The 19,572-nt window shown below is 36.1% G+C and carries 16 protein-coding genes; 6 read left to right on the top strand and 10 right to left on the bottom strand.

The window, feature by feature from the left end; translation table 11 throughout:
• Positions 1 to 6 precede the first annotated feature (6 nt).
• Positions 7 to 810 (bottom strand): lipopolysaccharide core heptose(I) kinase RfaP, encoded by an 804-nt coding sequence (gene rfaP / locus J3U18_RS02100; RefSeq protein WP_267352789.1) that lies wholly within the window; start codon positions 808 to 810, stop codon positions 7 to 9.
• Positions 803 to 1,924: a glycosyltransferase family 4 protein gene (locus J3U18_RS02095; protein WP_267336744.1), complete on the bottom strand. Its 1,122-nt coding sequence runs from the start codon at positions 1,922 to 1,924 to the stop codon at positions 803 to 805. Before J3U18_RS02095 ends, rfaP begins: the two co-directional genes overlap by 8 nt.
• A 388-nt stretch (positions 1,925 to 2,312) precedes the next feature.
• Here J3U18_RS02095 and J3U18_RS02090 point away from each other — a divergent pair, with 388 nt between their 5' ends.
• The gene (locus J3U18_RS02090) at positions 2,313 to 3,251 is read left to right on the top strand and encodes a DMT family transporter (RefSeq protein WP_267352788.1); all 939 of its coding nucleotides are present in this window, start codon (positions 2,313 to 2,315) and stop codon (positions 3,249 to 3,251) included.
• Positions 3,252 to 3,442: 191 nt separating this feature from the next.
• Here the strand turns inward: J3U18_RS02090 and J3U18_RS02085 are convergent, their stop codons facing one another.
• Both J3U18_RS02085 and J3U18_RS02080 read right to left on the bottom strand, forming a co-directional pair.
• The gene (locus J3U18_RS02085) at positions 3,443 to 4,369 is read right to left on the bottom strand and encodes a TIGR01212 family radical SAM protein (RefSeq protein WP_267352787.1); all 927 of its coding nucleotides are present in this window, start codon (positions 4,367 to 4,369) and stop codon (positions 3,443 to 3,445) included.
• Positions 4,370 to 4,602: 233 nt separating this feature from the next.
• The gene (locus J3U18_RS02080; RefSeq protein ID WP_065734244.1) at positions 4,603 to 5,010 is read right to left on the bottom strand and encodes a DUF1218 domain-containing protein; all 408 of its coding nucleotides are present in this window, start codon (positions 5,008 to 5,010) and stop codon (positions 4,603 to 4,605) included.
• A gap of 291 nt (positions 5,011 to 5,301) precedes the next feature.
• Between J3U18_RS02080 and glyA the strand changes: the two genes are divergently transcribed.
• Complete coding sequence (gene glyA, locus J3U18_RS02075; RefSeq protein ID WP_065562266.1) at positions 5,302 to 6,558, top strand: serine hydroxymethyltransferase; 1,257 nt, start codon at positions 5,302 to 5,304, stop codon at positions 6,556 to 6,558.
• 41 nt (positions 6,559 to 6,599) lie between these two features.
• Here glyA and J3U18_RS02070 read toward each other — a convergent pair whose 3' ends face one another.
• Positions 6,600 to 8,756, bottom strand: a complete 2,157-nt coding sequence (locus J3U18_RS02070) for a hypothetical protein (RefSeq protein ID WP_267352786.1) — start codon at positions 8,754 to 8,756, stop codon at positions 6,600 to 6,602.
• A 182-nt stretch (positions 8,757 to 8,938) separates the two neighbouring features.
• Between J3U18_RS02070 and J3U18_RS02065 the strand changes: the two genes are divergently transcribed.
• The gene (locus tag J3U18_RS02065; protein ID WP_267352785.1) at positions 8,939 to 10,837 is read left to right on the top strand and encodes an ABC transporter ATP-binding protein; all 1,899 of its coding nucleotides are present in this window, start codon (positions 8,939 to 8,941) and stop codon (positions 10,835 to 10,837) included.
• Positions 10,838 to 10,858: 21 nt separating this feature from the next.
• Here J3U18_RS02065 and J3U18_RS02060 read toward each other — a convergent pair whose 3' ends face one another.
• On the bottom strand, positions 10,859 to 12,022 hold the full coding sequence (locus J3U18_RS02060) for a sugar transporter (protein WP_267352784.1): 1,164 nt from the start codon (positions 12,020 to 12,022) through the stop codon (positions 10,859 to 10,861).
• Positions 12,023 to 12,192: 170 nt separating this feature from the next.
• Here J3U18_RS02060 and J3U18_RS02055 point away from each other — a divergent pair, with 170 nt between their 5' ends.
• Complete coding sequence (locus J3U18_RS02055) at positions 12,193 to 12,546, top strand: DMT family protein (RefSeq protein ID WP_065734248.1); 354 nt, start codon at positions 12,193 to 12,195, stop codon at positions 12,544 to 12,546.
• A gap of 63 nt (positions 12,547 to 12,609) precedes the next feature.
• Here J3U18_RS02055 and apbC read toward each other — a convergent pair whose 3' ends face one another.
• Positions 12,610 to 13,677 (bottom strand): iron-sulfur cluster carrier protein ApbC, encoded by a 1,068-nt coding sequence (gene apbC, locus J3U18_RS02050; protein ID WP_220225078.1) that lies wholly within the window; start codon positions 13,675 to 13,677, stop codon positions 12,610 to 12,612.
• Positions 13,678 to 13,921: 244 nt separating this feature from the next.
• On the opposite strand from apbC, the gene metG reads away from it, so the two are divergent.
• Positions 13,922 to 15,943 (top strand): methionine--tRNA ligase, encoded by a 2,022-nt coding sequence (gene metG / locus J3U18_RS02045; RefSeq protein WP_267352783.1) that lies wholly within the window; start codon positions 13,922 to 13,924, stop codon positions 15,941 to 15,943.
• 109 nt (positions 15,944 to 16,052) lie between these two features.
• Here metG and J3U18_RS02040 read toward each other — a convergent pair whose 3' ends face one another.
• Positions 16,053 to 16,628: a hypothetical protein gene (locus J3U18_RS02040; RefSeq protein ID WP_267352782.1), complete on the bottom strand. Its 576-nt coding sequence runs from the start codon at positions 16,626 to 16,628 to the stop codon at positions 16,053 to 16,055.
• Positions 16,629 to 16,733: 105 nt separating this feature from the next.
• On the bottom strand, positions 16,734 to 17,891 hold the full coding sequence (locus tag J3U18_RS02035; protein ID WP_267352781.1) for an MFS transporter: 1,158 nt from the start codon (positions 17,889 to 17,891) through the stop codon (positions 16,734 to 16,736).
• Positions 17,892 to 18,039: 148 nt separating this feature from the next.
• Between J3U18_RS02035 and J3U18_RS02030 the strand changes: the two genes are divergently transcribed.
• Positions 18,040 to 18,342, top strand: a complete 303-nt coding sequence (locus tag J3U18_RS02030; protein WP_267352780.1) for a MerR family transcriptional regulator — start codon at positions 18,040 to 18,042, stop codon at positions 18,340 to 18,342.
• 227 nt (positions 18,343 to 18,569) lie between these two features.
• Here J3U18_RS02030 and J3U18_RS02025 read toward each other — a convergent pair whose 3' ends face one another.
• Positions 18,570 to 19,385: an SDR family NAD(P)-dependent oxidoreductase gene (locus J3U18_RS02025; RefSeq protein WP_267352779.1), complete on the bottom strand. Its 816-nt coding sequence runs from the start codon at positions 19,383 to 19,385 to the stop codon at positions 18,570 to 18,572.
• Between the last annotated feature and the right edge of the window lie 187 nt (positions 19,386 to 19,572).

The following is a 19,572-nucleotide window of genomic DNA, read 5'->3' as shown; positions in this document are numbered from 1 at the left end:
TTATGGTTAAAGTTGGTACTTTTCAGTTCGTTTCGCAATGCGCTCAGCTTTACGCTTAGCACTATCAATTAACTTATGCTCATCACGTACAATGGCTTTAATGGGTTTATTAAAATAGGTTCTTAAAAAACGCCAAATATCTCGCTGAGTTAGCCCAATATTAATTGATGAAAAGTAAAGTCCAATTAAATCTTTATCACGCCAACGCGTCGGGACTTTATCACGTGTTTGTGCTCGATGAAGATCAATTACAGAAAGTTTTATTTCTTCACTATTTTCATATAACGGTAAATCCAACAAAAAATGACACAAATAACAATCACGGTGATTCACACCCGCGCCGTGCATTTTAGCGGTCATATTAGCTAAATAAATAGTTAACGAACGTTTTAAATGATAGCTAGGTGGATTGTCTAACCATGGTCGAGTAAAATCCTCTAAACTAATGGTTGGATTAAGATCTTTAGTAATAATAAACGAATGCCGAGTAAGCGGATTTAATCCCTTGCGCCCAAAAGCGCGCCCATCCATCGTATTAACACCAACTTGCTCTAAACGATGAATTGCATCCCACTCTTGTTTAGCATCTAGAACTGGCAAACGTAAAGAAATAAGGTTTTTTACAATCTCTTTAACCGTGCTGCCACGATGAATTTTAATAAAATAAGATTCACCATCCAACTCAAAATTAAGGGTTTTTCTTTGTTTAACCGCACGATAAACTTTACCTGAAATTAATTCAACTTCAGTGAATGGATCTTTACTTAACCATAACTCTTTAAAGGGTGATTTTAGTTTGATTTCATTCATAACGACATCCTAAAATAATGTCTGCTGCGCGTTGTGCTAGATGATATAAATCTTCACTATCACCATAAGCAATCGCATGATTATGCCAATTACCCCATTGCTCCTTATCACTAATAGACCGTTCTAACGCTTGATTCAATGTGCTTTGATCATAAGGTTCTGGCAGCACAATGCCGGCATTAGCTTGGCTGATATGATAAGCATACCCAGAAATACCCGACACAATCACCGGTACCCCAGCCGCTAAAGCTTCAATCAATACCATGCCTGCGGCTTCTTGCCTTGCCGGATGTAACAAGAGATCAGCTGAAAATAAAAAATCAGGAATATCATTACGACCGGAGAAAAAACGCACTTGTTTACTAATGCCTAAGTCATCGGCTAACTTCTGATAAGGTTCAGGATTATCCTGTCCTACGACCAGATAGCTAACTTTCTGCCTAAGCGCATCGGGTAAAGCTGCAATAGCTCTCAAAGAACGGTCAACCCCCTTACGTTTAAAATCTGACCCAATTTGCACAATTACAAAATCATCTAAGCTAATTTGATTAGCTTGTCGAAATTGTTCACGTTTTTTGGGGCTATCAGCACAATATTTTCGATCTAAAGCAATCCCTGGCGGTAATAAAAAAAATCGCTCATCTTGGGTATGATAGTGATTCTTAAAATCTTGAATTTGTTGCTTAGTTAGCACCATGATTTTAGTTTGTGAACTTCGCGAAAATACTGAATTTTCAAATGCTAAATAGTGCTTGCAACGTTTCGATAATCTATAAAAAAAGCCTTTATGAGCGACTTTTTCAGCAAAACAAGTATCTCCAGCAAAATAGACATCCAAATCAGGCATTTTATTAAAACCCACCACACAGTTTACTGGATTAGCTTGTATGTGAGCCTTCACCCAATGATAATAGGCTTGATTTCGGCTATGGTTAGAGAATCCTTTTTGGGGCACGATAATAATATCAATCCCAGCTGGTTTATCACCTTGCCAGTCCAATACATAAACACGGATCTGATGTCCACGAGCTTGGCAAGCGGTAGCAATTTGCAAGAAATCACGTTGTAACCCGCCAAAAGGGAAATATTTATAAATACAAAAAGCTAGTTGCATCTAGATTGCCTCAAGTCAGAAAGGAATATTATATACTCACTCTTGATTGATGCGCAAAGCTTGATTTTGCCTACAAGGATGGTTAAGACTATTTATAAATTCCAGTATTTAAGAGTGAAATAGTAAAAACTAAATAGAATCTAAAAGCGATTTTAACGGTTAGAATCGCAAATAATTATCTTTTCATTTCTTATTAACAATATTAAAAGAACTAAAAAATAAATGATTGTTTTAGACATGTTCAAAGCACTTTATATCAAAGTAAATTCATAGCTAAAACTATTTTTCTGAAGAGAATCTAACAATATTTTTTATAAGCTTACAAAAACCTATATTTTATATTATATTAGCAAACTTAGTTTTTATTAATGGATAAGAGAAGATTAGTATGAATAAGGACATTTTTTTTAATAACAAATATGTTATTTTATTTCTCTTTCTCGTTGTGTGCTTCACATGGGGAACGACATGGATTGGAATAAAAATTGCTGTTGAAACTGTTAACCCTTTGTTAGCCGCTGGTCTGCGCTTTGTTATCGCATTTCCTTTTTTAGTATTAATTACAATTATTGCTAAATCACCAATACTGTTTCCTCGAAAATCATTCCATTTTTTTCTACTATTAACGTTATTTTATTTTACCATTCCTTATTATTTAATTAGTTTTGGTGAACAATATGTATCGTCAGGTTTAACCTCATTGTTATTTAGCACCATGCCGATTTTTTCAATTATTTTCGCTAAGATAATCTTAAAAGATAAAATATATATAAATCAGGTAATAGGTATTACAGTGGGATTTTTATGTTTGATGTACATTTTAATCTCTGAAGGTTTTATTCTTTCCTATAGCGATTTTTGGGGCGTAATATCCATACTATTAGCGGCATTGATGCATGGTTTTTTATATGTTTACTCCAAAAAAGCTGGCGAAGGTATAAATGTATTTACCTTCAATACCCTACCGATAGGCGTTGCGGGTATCGCACTTTGTTTGTTGAGTTTTACTTTTGAAGAAAATAATTTTCAAACTATCTCGTTAAATAGCTGGTTAGCATTAATATATCTCGGTATTTTTGCATCCGTATTTGGCTTTATTGCTTATTTCTTTTTATTAAAACGAATGAGCCCGGTAGTATTGTCATTTATTTTCATTATTTTCCCGGTCGTTGCTATTTTTATTTCATCGATTTATGAGCATAAAATCATTTCAACTAACTTCATCATTTGTACAATCATTATGTTGTGTGGGTTTGCTATAACTAAATTACCGGTCAATGTTTTTAAAAAGTGGATAAAGAGCGGCAAAAATAGAGACAATCAATAAATCGTTACTTCAACAAAAGGTTAACTTGATTTTTTGATTCAGACATCGATTGACTTTGAATGGTTTTAACACTTATCAAAGTCAATCCTTATCTACTATGATTGAATCCTGTTTTATCAACACTTTTTAGGTAACTAATCTATAGCAAGTTGCAACTAAATGATTGATAGCAAAGTTAAGCTATAGCAATATTATAACTCAAAGCGATAAGTGTCATTAATTGCACTACCTTGCGCACCAAATTGACGTAAATTACTATCAACCGCATTCATCGATTGCCAATGGTTTTCGCACCAATCAGGGGCAAGTAGGGAGGGTTTGCGGGCATTGGCGGAGATACGGTGGTATAAAATATTGGCAGGGGTTTGCCGAATAATATCACCAGCAATATCGACATACTGCTCTAAGGACAATACATCAAGCCGACCTGCACGCCATGCTTTAGCCATAATACTACCTTCTACAATATGTAGTGGATGTAGTTTTAAACCATCAACACCGCTATTTAAAACACAATCTAGCGTAATTAAATTATCTTGCTTAGTTTCTTTAGGTAGACCAATAATTAAATGAGTACAAACTTTTATACCAAGTCTACGCGCCTTTTGAACGGTTTGATGATAAACATCGAACGTATGTCCACGATTAATACTGTGTAAGGTTTTATCATGAGCGGTTTGTAAGCCAAGCTCCAGCCAAACTTCAAAGCCTTTAGCATGATAACTGGCAAGTAAATCGAGCGCTTCATCCGGCACACAATCAGGGCGAGTACCAACACAAAGTCCAACAATATCGGCATTATTAAGTGCTTCTTCATACATATTTTTGAGTATTTCGACTTCGGCATAAGTACTGGTATAAGCCTGAAAATAAGCAAGATAGCGCTTAGATTTTTTCATCTGATGCGCCTGTTGGGCAAGTTGCTGTGAAATGGTTTTGACTTGAATCGACTCATCGATAATCGATGCGACATTACAAAAGGTGCAACCGCCTACACCGATAGTTCCGTCCCGATTAGGACAGCTAAAACCGCCATGTAAGGTGAGTTTATAGATTTTTTCGCCATAACGGCGTTGCAGGTCAGCACCAAACGTATTGACCACTAAATGAAGTTGCATAATCAGCCAAAAATAAAATTTTGCCTATTTTACGAAGCGAATGAGTTAAATTCAACCGATGATAAATTTTTATATACAATTGACGTAACTTTAGTCGGCTTTTCTTTAAGATGTTTTGAAACGAACACTATGGTGTAACATATTATGCCGTAATAAGTTTTATTGATGATTTTTAGAATCGCAATATTTTCAAAGCTTAATACTGAGAAAATTATACGAGTAATCTAATCTTTTTATTTTTCTGTACCTAGAAAATAAGATGTTTCAGTTTCTACCTTACTATCATCTTTCCAATCTTGGATATCTCTTTCATATTGTATTAATTCGACCTGATCACCTTTTTTATAATTGCGTAATTGAAAGGCTTTTTCTAATCCTACTTCTAACTCGTAAGGTTTATCATTGGGTAAAAAACAACCATGATCTGCGCGCCCCCTCTTTTCCGATTTGGTAATTAACACCTTGATATCAAATACACTTTTTTCATGTTCCTGTTCGCCTTCGCCAATAGAAAAAATACCGTGTTGTGGATCTTCTAATAATGTCCCGGTTAGCAAACAGAGATTTTGGAAAGAGGCAGTAGCTATCTGACTGAATAAAATACAAATAATAAAACTTATTATGCGGCAAATCGTTTTCATAGCGTTAATAGACTCAGTAAGACAAATTTCCAATATTATTCAAAAAATTTAATTAAAAAAAAAGCGTTTTTTTGTCTAGTCCTGATACTTTTACAAGTCGTTTGATTTTTTATTAACTGGCTAAAAAACAATAATTGCGATCTTCTGCTTTACTATAAATATTTTTTATAATTCAAAAAAAGGATTGAAATCGTTGGCTGATTAAGTAAGGATATTCGTTATGCTGTTTTCCATACTTGAAAACAATAATTAAGTCAAAAAGTCAATGTAATCCAAAAACAAGGAGTCAATATGTTTAGTAAAGAAATGACTATTGCCGATTATGATAAGGAATTATGGGACGCCATTAAGGGTGAAGAGCAACGTCAAGAAGATCATCTCGAATTAATTGCCTCCGAAAACTATACCAGTCCAAGAGTGATGCAGGCACAGGGTACTCAATTAACTAACAAATATGCTGAAGGCTATCCAGGCAAGCGTTATTATGGCGGTTGTGAATATGTTGATATTGTTGAGCAATTAGCGATTGAACGAGCCAAAGCGTTATTTGGTGCAGATTATGCCAATGTACAACCACATTCAGGATCACAAGCGAATTTTGCCGTTTATATGGCATTGTTAAAACCAGGCGATACTGTGTTAGGTATGAATTTGTCGCAAGGTGGTCATTTAACTCATGGTTCACCAGTTAGTTTTTCCGGTAAACTCTATAATGTGGTTGCTTATGGCGTTGACGAAACTGGACATATTGATTATGACCAATTAGCGAAAACGGCCTTAGAGTCAAAACCGAAAATGATCATCGGTGGTTTTTCAGCTTACTCAGGCGTGGTTGATTGGAAGCGTATGCGTGAGATTGCTGATAGTGTAGGCGCTTTCTTATTTGTAGATATGGCACACGTGGCCGGCTTAGTCGCAGCAGGGGTTTATCCAAATCCTGTGCCATTTGCACATGTAGTGACAACCACAACGCACAAAACGCTTGGCGGACCTCGTGGTGGACTTATTTTGGCCAAAGGTGGCAGTGAAGAACTTTATAAAAAATTAAATTCAGCTGTATTCCCTGGCGCACAGGGTGGTCCATTAATGCATGTCATTGCTGCCAAAGCAGTTGCATTAAAAGAGGCGATGGAACCAGCATATCAAGAATATCAAAAACAAGTTGTTAAAAATGCTCAGGCGATGGTTGATGTAATTATCAAACGTGGCTACAAAGTCGTGTCTGGCGAAACAAAAAATCATTTATTCTTAATTGATTTGGTTGATAAAAAGATAACCGGTAAAGAGGCTGATGCCGCTTTAGGTAGTGCTAATATCACCGTCAATAAAAATAGCGTACCTAATGATCCACAAAGTCCATTTGTGACATCTGGCGTTCGAATTGGTACACCAGCCATAACTCGTCGAGGTTTTAAAGAAGAAGAATCTCGTGAATTAGCCAACTGGATTTGTGATGTATTAGATAACATTGATGATGAACAAGCGATTCAAGCAGTTAAACAAAAAGTTTTGGCAATTTGTCATCGATTACCTGTTTATCAACATTAATATTCTCGCCGACGTTATGTCGGCGAAATTATTATAAAATATTAGTTTTGAGTTGTTTTTTGAGTCATTTGTTGCTGCTGCTTAACATAATTGGCAATATCATCTTTAAACCATACTGCACTGCCAACAAGTAATACACCAACTAAGATAGCTGACCAAAATATTATCCGTGCTTTTTTATTACGTTTTCTTAAAGGATCACTTAAGTTTCGTTTAGCATTGGCTGGTAATTCGGCCTTACTGGTCAGTAGCCCACCAAGAAGTAAATTGATTTTTACTTGCCCATTGATTGCCCAACCTGAAGCTTCGAGCAATGGACCTAATGTTCTTCTTCTTAATTTTAACCAAGCTAAAATGACTGATGGCCCAGATATAATTAAGAATAAACCTAAAATCACCAATGGAAATTGCCACCAGGAAAGAGAAAAAATAGCCTGAAAAATGGTAGCTAGTGCAGTACCAATCGCGCCTATTGCTAAGCCAATCGCAGCAAATATGCCAACACTCTTACCAATATCAAATTTATTTTCTGGACTTTGCACAGCTTGGGTACTGGTCTTTTCAATATCTGCGTCTTTATTGCTTGCCCATTTATTGATCTGTTCCGTGATTAATCGACCAATACGTTGATAAGGTGCCCAAATTGCTTGTTGAATACTAATTGGCTTACTAATCATTTTGACCACATTAGCATCCCAATCATTACCAGCATTATCAATAAACACCCCATTACGGCCTTCCATTAATAAATCACCTTGTCCGGCGGTTATGGCAGCGACAATCGTCTGTTTCTGACCTAGCCTTGTACATTCACAATACAGTAAACATAGCTCTGAATAATTTGCCATTGTTGAATGTTTAGCGATGTTTTCAACGGCAACACAAAGCGTAGCACAGCGACCATCAATATAAAGCTTGCCTAATTGAAAAGCGGCATAATGGTCAAGTGAGAAGAACTCGGCAAATGAAGCAAAGTTAATCAATAAACGATAAAGATGTTTTTGAAAAAGTACTAACTTTTCTAACACAAAAACATCCGAAGCTGAAATAGGCGTTTTATTATCTTGTTCGACCATTTTCTCAAATTCATCTAATAAATTATCATTGATAAAATGAGTGATCTGATCGGCAGGAATATCCTCAATACTCGCCGTTGGTTTAGTTGCAACACTTAACTGCTCTATATCGGGTTTAGAACTAATTAATGTCGCGTAGGCATCAAGACTAGTTTGAATATTTTGCCACTCTTGTTGTGTTAAATGATTTGGATCAGATAAGTGAGAAGCCACTAAAGCCCTAAATCGGGTGATTTTACTTTTCCAAAGTGGGTTAAGCCCATTAACGAGATCCAATGAATTATTAGTATCAATCTTTGATAAAGGCAGTTCAGAAAGCGCTTCATCTGAAAGTAATCCATTTTGAGAAGGGACAATATATTTCTCATCAACATTTAATGCCGTTTGTGCTTGAGGCGCATATTGAGCTAATTCAACACGAAGAAAATAATCATCAATTTTGGGTTTGAGCTCTTGAACTAATTTCCATATTTCTGAGCGATTTTCCGCAAAAGGTGTTTGGGTATTGCTGATATTAGTTTGCCACGCTTGCCAACTTTTTAGATTTTTAACAAAAGTTTGGGCTATTTCCAGAGTTATCCCATCTTGCCCACTCATATCTTTTTGCCCGCCAGTAGTCTTAATGGCTGTTTGGATAAAGCTTTGCATTTCAGGCGATAACTCAGCAGAAGGTGGAAAAATCAAATCACCATTGTAGAGCTTGCTGGAATTAATTTTTAGTGATTGTTGGACATCATCTTGAGTCAAATAATCGGCTTGGCTTTTATTTAAATTGGCCAAAATACTATGCGCTGTAACTAATAATTTTTTACCTTGCTCGGTTGAATCATCAATTTGTGATAACGACAAAGTTTCGGATGATTGAATAATAGTATCGAAAGAGACGATTTTATCTTTTACCCAACTAATCGCATCTAAAATATCAGGAATACGGATGCGTCCATCTTTATCAGAATCTAATAACTCTAATGTTCTTTGATCAAAATCTAAACCGGTAGTCGGGCAACTTAGTGCAACCCATAATTTTGGATCTAAATTGGGCAAATTGATAATGTCATTGGCATTTTTTAAAACGACTTGATCTAAACCACCAACACGCTGAAATGTCCAAGTATGACTCATAATCACCTCCATACTGAAATATTATTAATTTATTCAATTATTAATAAGTATAGCAGTATTTATTTTTAGAAGAGAAAAGGAATGCTCATATTTAAGAGCTGTAATATATCTTTGATAATTGATTGCCAATTGCAACTTTATGATAGAATAACGCCTTATTATTTAATATCCAAATAAAAAATATGTCATTAATAAATCTTACCAATGCTTATCTGTCATTTAGTGATGCACCACTACTTGACCATATTGATATGTCGATTGAAATCAATGAACGAGTCTGTCTTGTTGGTCGTAATGGTGCAGGTAAATCAACACTGCTAAAAGTACTTAACAGAGAAATCCCATTGGATGAGGGGCAGATCGTTTATGAAAGTAACGTTGTTGTCTCTCGATTACAACAAGATCCGCCTCGAGATATTCAAGGTAATGTTTTTGACTTTGTAGCTGAAGGATTAAAAGAGCAAGCTCAATTATTGAAAGATTATTATGCATTATCACATTTGGTTGAAACGGATCCAAGTGAAAGTAATCTATCTAAGTTAGCTAAAATGCAAGAACAGCTTGATCACCAAAACGGTTGGCAACTGGATAATCGTATTCGTAATGTTATTTCTTCACTATCGTTAGATGGCGACGCCTTATTATCATCATTATCAGGTGGTTGGCTACGTAAAGCGGCGTTGGCAAAAGCACTCGTTTGCCAACCTTCAGTTCTATTACTAGACGAGCCAACCAACCATTTAGATATCGAAACCATTAAATGGCTCGAAGAGTTTTTAAAAAGCTTTAATGGTAGCATTGTGTTTATATCGCATGACCGATCGTTTATTCGGCAGATGGCGACTCGCATTATCGATTTGGATCGCGGTAAAGTTGCTTCTTGGGGAGGGGATTATGACAGTTATCTCCTTGGTAAAGAAGAAGCACTCCGAGTGGAAGAGTTACAAAATGCGGAATTTGATAAAAAATTAGCCCAAGAAGAAGTCTGGATCCGCCAAGGAATCAAAGCCCGTCGAACACGCAATGAAGGACGCGTTCGAGCACTAAAAGCCATGAGGCAAGAATACTCACAGCGTCGCCAAGTTATGGGTAGCGCTAAAATGCAAATTGAAGAAGCGCTACGTTCAGGAAAAATTGTATTCGAGCTAGAAAATGTCACTTATCAAATTGAAGATAAATTACTGGTTAATGATTTTTCCGTGCAAGTATTAAGAGGCGATAAGATCGCTTTAATTGGACCGAATGGTATTGGAAAAACGACATTATTAAAACTAATGTTAGGCAGCCTAGCACCAACATCAGGAAGTGTGCACTGTGGAACCAAACTCGAAGTTGCTTACTTTGACCAGTATCGACTAGAACTCGATCCCGAAAAAACTGTGATGGATAACCTTGCAGAAGGTAAGCAAGAGGTGATGGTAAATGGTCGTTTAAGACATGTGCTTGGCTATTTACAAGATTTCCTCTTTCCACCAAAACGCGCTAGAACCCCAGTACGAGCACTATCTGGTGGAGAGCGCAATCGTCTATTACTCGCAAAACTCTTTTTGAAACCAAGTAACTTATTAGTACTTGACGAACCAACCAATGATCTTGATATTGAAACGTTAGAGTTATTAGAAGAATTGGTTAATGATTATCAAGGAACGGTTTTACTTGTTAGCCACGACAGACAATTTGTTGATAACGTGGTGACTCAATGTTGGTTTTTTGAAGAACAAGGGCGAATTGGAATATATGCTGGTGGTTACACTGACGCATTACAACAGCAAGCTCAATCAATGAGTGCACAAGTTACTAATAGCAAAAGTCATGAATCGGTTAAAAATGACCCAGCAAAAACGGAAAAAAAGAAGGTAAAATTAAGCTATAACGAACAACGAGAATTGGCACAGTTACCCAATAAAATTGAAGAACTTGAAACAGCGATTGCTGATTTACAAGCACAAATTGGTCATAGTGACTTCTTCAATCAACCGCATGAAGTCACCAGCCCAATATTACAATCTTTAGCCGATAAAGAAGCGGAACTTGAAGCCGTGTTCGAACGTTGGGAACAATTAGAAGCATTAACACAATAAGCGCTCACTCGGAGCGCTAATTTACCAAGTCTTTCTTGAAATAAAGTAAAAAAGCAAAAGTGTCAAAATCACAAAAATAGCACCGACAAAGCCAATGTAAAGGGTGGATAAATAAACTAATACTTGGCTACCGACAAAAGCGCCTCCACCAATACCGATATTATAAATACCGGAATAAACCGAAGTTGCAATATCGGCAGCATCAGGTGCTGCATCAATCACTTTACTTTGCATCACCATACTAATAACGGTAATCGAAAGCCCCCAGACCATCCCTTGTAATATTGCGGTAATAAGGCTGAACGAACAAACATAAAGCGATAATAGACAGATTATTAATAGTAGGGCAGGAACTACAAATATCGCAACAGGGTGAGAATCAGCATACTTAGCAAAAATAACGCTACCAATCATGCCAGAAAAACCAACGGCTAATAACAAGTTAACTATCACGTGCTCATCAAAACCGCCAACATTAATCATAAACGGCGTAATATAAGTATAAGCCGTAAAATGACCAGTAATCATAATTGCCGTTAACAGATAAATATTGAGTAATACAGGGCGCTTAAGTACTTTAGGAATATCTTTGACTGAAATCTTGTTCAAACTTGGTACAGAGGGTAACAAGTAGAGTAACGATAACATGACACAAAAAGCAATAAAACCAATACATAAAAAAGTGACTCGCCAGCCAACCAGTTGCCCAATCATGGTTCCAATTGGAATACCTAAAACCGTTGCCATTGAAGTCCCCACCACAATAAAGCCCATGGCTTTAGCTTTTTTACCATTTGGCGCTAACCGAACCGCTAAAGGCGTCGTAATAGCCCAAAACACAGCATGAGCGCAGGCAATACCAATCCTCGCAACCATTAAACTGTAAAAACTCCAAGCAAAGCCAGCAAGGATATGGCTACTAATAAACAAACAAAACAGAAAAATCAAAAGTTTTCGGCGATCCATTCTTGACGTTAAAACCGTTAACGGCAAAGACAACAACGATACAGCCCAAGCATAAATCGTTAATAACAACCCAGCATGAGCAACATCCATCGAAAAACTTTCGGCAATATTGGGTAGCAACCCAACCGGTACAAATTCTGTTGTATTAAATATAAATGCAGCAAAAGCAAGGCAAAAGATCGATGACCAGATTCGAGACCGGTGGTTAACTTTTCTCATGATTAGTTTTAAGAAGGGATTGATATTTAATAGCGTGATTATAGCTGAATATGTTTTACGATTAAACAGAGAAAACAAATAAATAATAAGATCAAATTAAATCATTTAACCACAGTACTGCTTTAATGGATTATAATATTACCACCTAAATCATTCTTCGATTAACTATCATGAATCAAATTCTTATCACAGTTTGTCTATTAACCTGTAGTAATATTTTTATGACTTTTGCTTGGTATGGGCATTTACGCTTTTTGCATAATCAAGCTTGGATTGTGGCTGTATTGGTTAGTTGGGGGATAGCATTATTTGAGTATTTGCTACAAGTACCTGCAAACCGTATCGGCTTTCAAGTCGCCAGTGCGGGGCAATTGAAAATTATTCAAGAAGTGATTAGCCTATCTGTATTTATTCCGTTTTCAATTTACATATTAAAAGAACCATTCAAAACTGATTACATCTGGGCGGGGCTATGTCTACTTGGTGCAGTTTTTTTTATGTTTAAAGATAAAATTTTAGCATAAAACCAATCTACAGCACGCATGATGATATTGGTTGTTAACGCCTAACAACCAATATCATTTCGACTATAACGCCTTAAATGAAATATCCGGTAAAATGGTTTCACCTTGCCAATAAAGTTGACTAGCAACTTGTGCGGCAATATGACAATATAGCTGCGTAAACTCACTATCAGGATGACTAATAACCGTCGGCTTGCCGGAATCTAAATCTTGACGTAATAAACGGTGAAGAGGAATCTGACCCAGTAATTTCGTATGATATTTTTCAGCTAAATGCTTAGCCCCCTCCTCACCAAAAATCGCTTCGTGATGCCCACAATTTTCACAGATGTGATAACTCATATTTTCAATAATACCAAGGGTAGGGATGTTAACCTTATTAAACATCACAATCCCTTTTTGGGCATCAATTAAAGCAATATCTTGTGGCGTCGTCACAATCACAGCAGCAGTAACCGGGATATTTTGGGCTAGAGTTAATTGAATATCTCCTGTCCCAGGTGGCATATCCATAATTAAATAATCAAGTTCAGGCCAAAGCGTATCTTCCAAAATCTGACACAATGCTTTACTTGCCATCGGTCCACGCCACACCATAGCATTATCAGGCTCAACCAAATAACCAATAGAATTACTCGCAAGACCATAGGCCATAATTGGTGACATATGTTTATTATCCGGTGTTACTGGTTGCTCTTTTTCGGTGCCGAGCATGGTAGGAATAGAAGGACCATAAATATCCGCATCTAAAATCCCCACTTTAGCCCCTTGCTTTTGTAATGCTAAAGCTAAATTAACCGCGGTTGATGATTTACCAACTCCACCTTTGCCCGAACTTACCGCAATAATATTTTTAACATTATTGATAGGATGATTATTATTCGCCCGCTTTAACGTCGCAATATTATAGTTAATCTTCCAATTAACCTTTTCAACCCCATCCAACTTAAGTAACTGAGGTGTCACGGTTGTTTTCAGGTCTTCAAAGCCAGTTTGCCAAGCAAAAGGCATCACTAAGCTAATTAGCAGTTCTTGGTTAGCCTGTTCACATTGAGTAATTGCACCAAGCTCAATCAAATTTTTGGATAAAGTGGGATGAGTAAAATTCTCTAGAATTTTTTTTGCTTCCATGGTTATTAGCCTTAACTGTTATCAACAAGTTTTATACTCATATTGCTTCAAATAGATATGATTATCGATATTGTTTTAACTTGATAAGAGTGATCACTCTTTCTGATAGAATGATAACCATTCCCTGCACAATATCGCTCAAAGTATATAAAGAATTTTTATCAAATTATGGCATAAATCTGGCGATAATCCCACGATTGATGTACTATTTCCGCCATTATGTAATAAAAGGTATTAATTCGATATGACAACTCAACGCAAAATATTAGTAACTTGTGCGCTTCCTTATGCAAATGGTGCAATTCACTTAGGTCATATGCTCGAACATATTCAAGCAGATGTATGGGTACGCTATCAACGTATGCGTGGCAATGAGATCTATTTTATTTGCGCTGATGATGCTCATGGTACGCCAATTATGCTTAAAGCACAGCAATTAGGCATCACCCCGGAACAGATGATAGATGAAGTTAAAATTGAGCATCAACGTGATTTTGCCGGTTTCAATATTAGTTACGATAATTACCACTCAACCCATAGCCCTGAAAATCGGGAAATATCTGAAAAGATCTATAAACGATTAAAGGCTAATGGCTATATTAAAACCAAAGTAATATCACAACTATTCGATCCCGAAAAAAAGATGTTTTTACCGGATCGTTTTGTTAAAGGGACTTGCCCTCGCTGTAAATCACCAGACCAATATGGCGATAACTGTGAAGTTTGTGGTGCAACTTATAATCCGATTGATTTAATTAATCCGCAATCAGTGGTATCGGGTGCAACGCCGATCATGAAAGATTCAGAGCACTTCTTTTTTGACTTGCCTGCGTTTTCCGATATGTTACAAGCGTGGATCCGATCAGGAACATTGCAAGATCAAGTGGCTAACAAAATGCAAGAGTGGTTTGAAGCAGGCCTACAACCATGGGATATCAGTCGCGATGCGCCATATTTTGGTTTTGAAATTCCCGATGCACCGGGCAAATATTTTTATGTTTGGTTAGATGCGCCAATCGGTTATATGGGATCATTCCTCAATTACTGTAATAAACACAACAAACCGATTTTTGATCAGTTTTGGAATAAAGATTCAACCACTGAACTTTACCATTTTATCGGTAAAGATATTGTCTACTTCCATAGCTTGTTTTGGCCGGCAATGTTAGACGGTAGCGAGCATCGAAAACCTTCCAATATTTTTGTGCATGGCTATGTCACCGTTGACGGCGCGAAGATGTCAAAATCACGAGGCACCTTTATCCAAGCAAGCACCTATTTGAAACATTTAGATCCCGACTGTTTGCGTTACTATTATGCAGCAAAACTCTCGCCACATATCGATGATATCGATTTAAATTTAGAAGATTTTGTGCAACGGGTGAATAGTGATTTAGTTAACAAAGTGGTGAATATTGCATCCCGTTCGGCTGGTTTTATCAGTAAACGTTTTGGTGGTAAATTATCCGCCAATCTTGCAGAGCCGGAACTTTATGCTTTATTCGTTGAAAAATCAAAAGTCATCGCTGATTATTTTGAACAACGTGAATCCGGTAAAGCAATTCGTGAAATTATGGCATTGGCTGATGAAGCAAATCGTTATATCGATGAAAAAGCGCCATGGGTGGTGGCTAAACAAGAGGGACAAGATCAAGCATTACAAGATATTTGTTCTATGGGTATTCATCTATTCCGCATTTTAATGACCTATTTAAAACCAGTCGTGCCGTCATTAGCGGAGCGCAGTGAGGCGTTTTTAAACAGCCAATTAATCTGGGACACGATTGATAAACCATTAACTGGGCACACGATCAACCAATTCAAAGCCCTGTTTAACCGTATAGATATGGATAAAATTACTGCTATGATTGAAGAAACCAAAAGCGTTTTAGCAACACCTGCCAAAGAAAAAGTGGCAGAACCTATTGCTGATACTATCAATTTTGATGACTTTGCCAAAGTTGATATGCGTGTTGCGTTAATTAAAAATGCCATGGTGGTTGAAGGGTCGGATAAATTATTGCAGTTAACACTGGATATTGGCGATGAAACTCGCAACGTATTTTCCGGCATCAAACAGTTCTATCCTGATCCTGCGGTTTTAGTCGGTAAACTAACCATAATGATCGCTAACTTAGCGCCGCGTAAAATGCGTTTTGGTATCTCAGAAGGCATGGTACTTTGTGCAAGCGGTAAAGATGATAGTGAAGGTGTTTACCTATTATCACCAGATAGCGGGGCAAAACCGGGTATGCGAATTTCGTAGTCCTCTAAATTATCGACATCTTAACAAGTTAAATGCTTGTTAAGATGTATTTAGGATGATAATTGAATATAAAATTGGTTTTCGTGTTTGGAAAGTTTTGTGAATTTAATTATAAATGTTTACTTAACCAGCTATCATGCAACCATTTTTGTGTTTGACGACCAGCTCGAATAAAGTCCCATTCAACATCTCTTTCAAACACCATTATAGTCTCATCAGGTGCAATAATTGTCCAGAAGTAGAGACCTGTGTTTAGATCACGGCATTTTACTTTCATACCGGTTAAAGTCATTTTTTTTCCGTCAACTATAATCTCTTCATCATGAGTATCTATCCAATTATTATTATAGTTTTTTAATAAGTCCGGTGCATAATTTTCAAGAAATATGAGCGTTATTGCTAATGCTTTATCTTTGGTTACTTGCGCTTCAGTTGATTGATATTGAGGTAATAATCTGACAAATCCTTGTAATTTTCCAGAATTATCATCAAGCAAAAATGAAATATGTTGATGTTTAAGATGCATTGTTTGTTTTGGTTCAAAACGGTATAACGTTACCGGTTGCTTGTTGTGTAATCCTTTATGTGTTAACACTAAATTAAAATTAAGCTCATTATTTAGCAATAACTGTTGCAAGTTTGGCGTAAGTTGGTTACTGATGTTTGCTGATTGTGTTGAGTCCATAGTTGTTTCCTTTATTGGGTTAAATTGCTTGGCATAACATATTGAATAAAATCCACTTAAGAACAATATGAGTATGGTTAAATGTTTTATCATAAATTGATATCCTTAATGATTAGTCTTTAAGTTGATAACAAGTTGTATTGCACAGATTAAAAGTAAAATAGACAACACTATTATCAAAATAAGCGGGTTGATTAGTGTCGGCAAGAAAGCACCAAGGCTTGCACCGATAAATAAAATGCAGGTATAAAGTGAAGTTGCAATACCGCGATCTTTTATCTCTGATTGGGTTGCTATACAAACAATCATGGAAGGAACCGCATAGGCAAGACCAATAATTAACACGCAATGTGAAAGATAAAGAATAAAGAGCATGTTTAATTGATCATTAATAAAAAAAGTATGTATAAATAATGACAATGCCATTAAGCAAAGTGCTAGCGCAAGAACATATGAAGGTTTGATCACTTTAAATAAATAACTGGCGGTTAAACTAAATAACATAGCAACCATGCCGATGTTTCTTAACGTTGGCACATATGCACTGAGTGAGCTATGGTGCAAAACAGAATAAAGCGAGACAAAGCTAAGTAGTACAAATGATGCGCATAGATATATTGGCAATAATTTTTTATTAGTGAGTATATTCGGTAATTTACAAAATATTGAAAAAAGTGTTGCTTTTGGCAAAGCGTGATTGTTCTGTTGGTTTTTTAGACGGTAAAAGTGAAAGATAATTGCGCCAGATGCATAAATACTGCCTAAAAACCACATTGCGTTATAAAGTGAATTTGAAATCAATAGCGATCCTAGCCATTGACCAATCGTTGCTGCAAGTAAAAATGCGCAACTAATCATAGAAATTGCTTTAGATTTATAACTATCCGGCAGATTAATTGAAACCCAAGCCAAAGCAACAGGCGGAAACGCTGCGGCACAAAAGCCTTGAATAGCACGGGCAAATAGTAATAAATAGTAGTTTTGTAGCAATGGTACGATAAAACTTACACAGGCAAGTAGTAACAAGCCAATAATCAAGGTTAAATCCTTGCCGATTCGATCTGATAAACTTCCCCAAATAATCAACCCGATAGCGTAAAAGATGCCAAATAAAGAGGTTAACAATCCTATATTATTAGCTGTGGCGTGCTCAACAAATTGCAATAAGTTGCTTGAAACAGGCATGAGCAAATAGAGCTGGGTAACAACAGCCAGAGCGAGTAAAGGAACGCATAGGTTACCTATAATTAATTTATATTTCATGAATTGCCTCTAATATTCAATAATTGTAGTTAAAATACAATAATTGAATTATAAGATCAATCACCTTTTAAATACAACATTATTTGTTGTTTAATGATATTGTGCTCTATAATGAAGTCTTCATTTTGGGTCTAAATAGGTTTTTGATATGGAAAAAAACTCATTAAAAAATTCTTATGATAACTTTTTATCAAAAGTGATTGTGGGTATTGGTGAAGTTTCAGAAATGACTAAAATTCCAGTAAGAAAATTGCGTTATTGGGAAGAAAAAGGCATCATCAAAACAGTCGATCCCCAATCTAAATCTCGTCAATTTGATTTAGCGAATATTAAAAAAATCATTCTTATTCAAGAATTGATTGATGATGGATATTCGTTAGACGGCGCATCTAAAAAAGTTGAAGAAAGAATTAGTAAGATTGGATCGTTGATGACTTTGATTGAAATATAATTATATCCAGATCCGCAATTTTTTCTTATAACATAATTCCTTTTAATCCTATATAGTTGAGAAGTAGTGAGGGGAGGTTTAAAATTCAGGCTTGTATGTTACCCCAAATAATTAACCTAGCCCCAAACTGGGTCGCTTTTTAGAAACCCTATTTTTCTGTCAAAAAAGTTGAGGAACGGGGTTTTTGAACCCCAAAATCCCTTTATTGTTCCTTCCATATTCAACTTTTATTTTTGATTTTCTGCTGGGTTTCCTGAATAAGGAAAATGGCTGTCTTTTAGTTTGAATGAGAAATCTTTAGTATCAACTTCTCCAACCGTTTTATCACTGTCATAGAGTGCTAGTAAGAATTCAGCCATTTGGTCGGCAGAATGATATTTGGCAAAACTTTTGTCATAATTATATTCACTAACATTGTTGGCTTTTTTGCCAAATTCAGTTTGCGTTGCCGCTGGGGCGAGTACTTTGGCTCTTAGTTTTGCGTTAGTTTGTATTAATTCTTGAGCAAGCCCTTCTGTAAAGGCACTGACGTAAAATTTGGTGGCGCAGTAGGTAACCGCGTTAGGTACAATGGTATAGCCACCTCGTGACGAGATGTTAATCAGCTGTGTGTTGGTGTGATTATGGTATTTACGTACATAAAGGGTTGATAGGATGGTTAATGCTTCTATGTTTAGATGGAGCATTGACTCAATTTTAGTTAAATCTTGTGTGCTTACACTACCATAATGTCCAAAACCAGCATTGTTGATCCACGTTTCGATAAAGTAATTTCTTAGTTCATTAAATAATGTGTAGAGAGATTGTGTATTGGTGAGATCACAAACTTTAATAATGACTTCAATGTCGGGGTTGATTGTTTCTATTTTGTTTTTTAATGATTCTAAATTTTCAATTCTTCTTGCTATTATAATAAGGTCTTTGTTTCTTTTTGCAAAAGCTATTGCTGTCGCGTAACCTATCCCTGAGCTGGCTCCGGTGATGACTGTATATCTTTTTTCAGTGTTAATAATTTCCATTTCTGTTTCGATATCCATTTCCATTTTGTATCCTTTTTATATCCGTATCTATGTTCTAATTAATCAATTTTAGTCGCTCGCATTAAAATTGTTTAGCGAACATTAAAGTTCGCACATATGATAACAATTTTTTGTTTAGAGTATTTTCTTTTTTTAATTAAGGATGTGTATTATATTTATATATAAAATGACTATAAATAGTGTCAAAATT

Source organism: Gilliamella sp. B3482, from assembly GCF_026536805.1.
Classification (GTDB): domain Bacteria; phylum Pseudomonadota; class Gammaproteobacteria; order Enterobacterales; family Orbaceae; genus Gilliamella; species Gilliamella apicola_E.
Note: the sequence above shows the minus strand (reverse complement) of the source record. Positions and strands in the feature narration are given on the sequence as shown.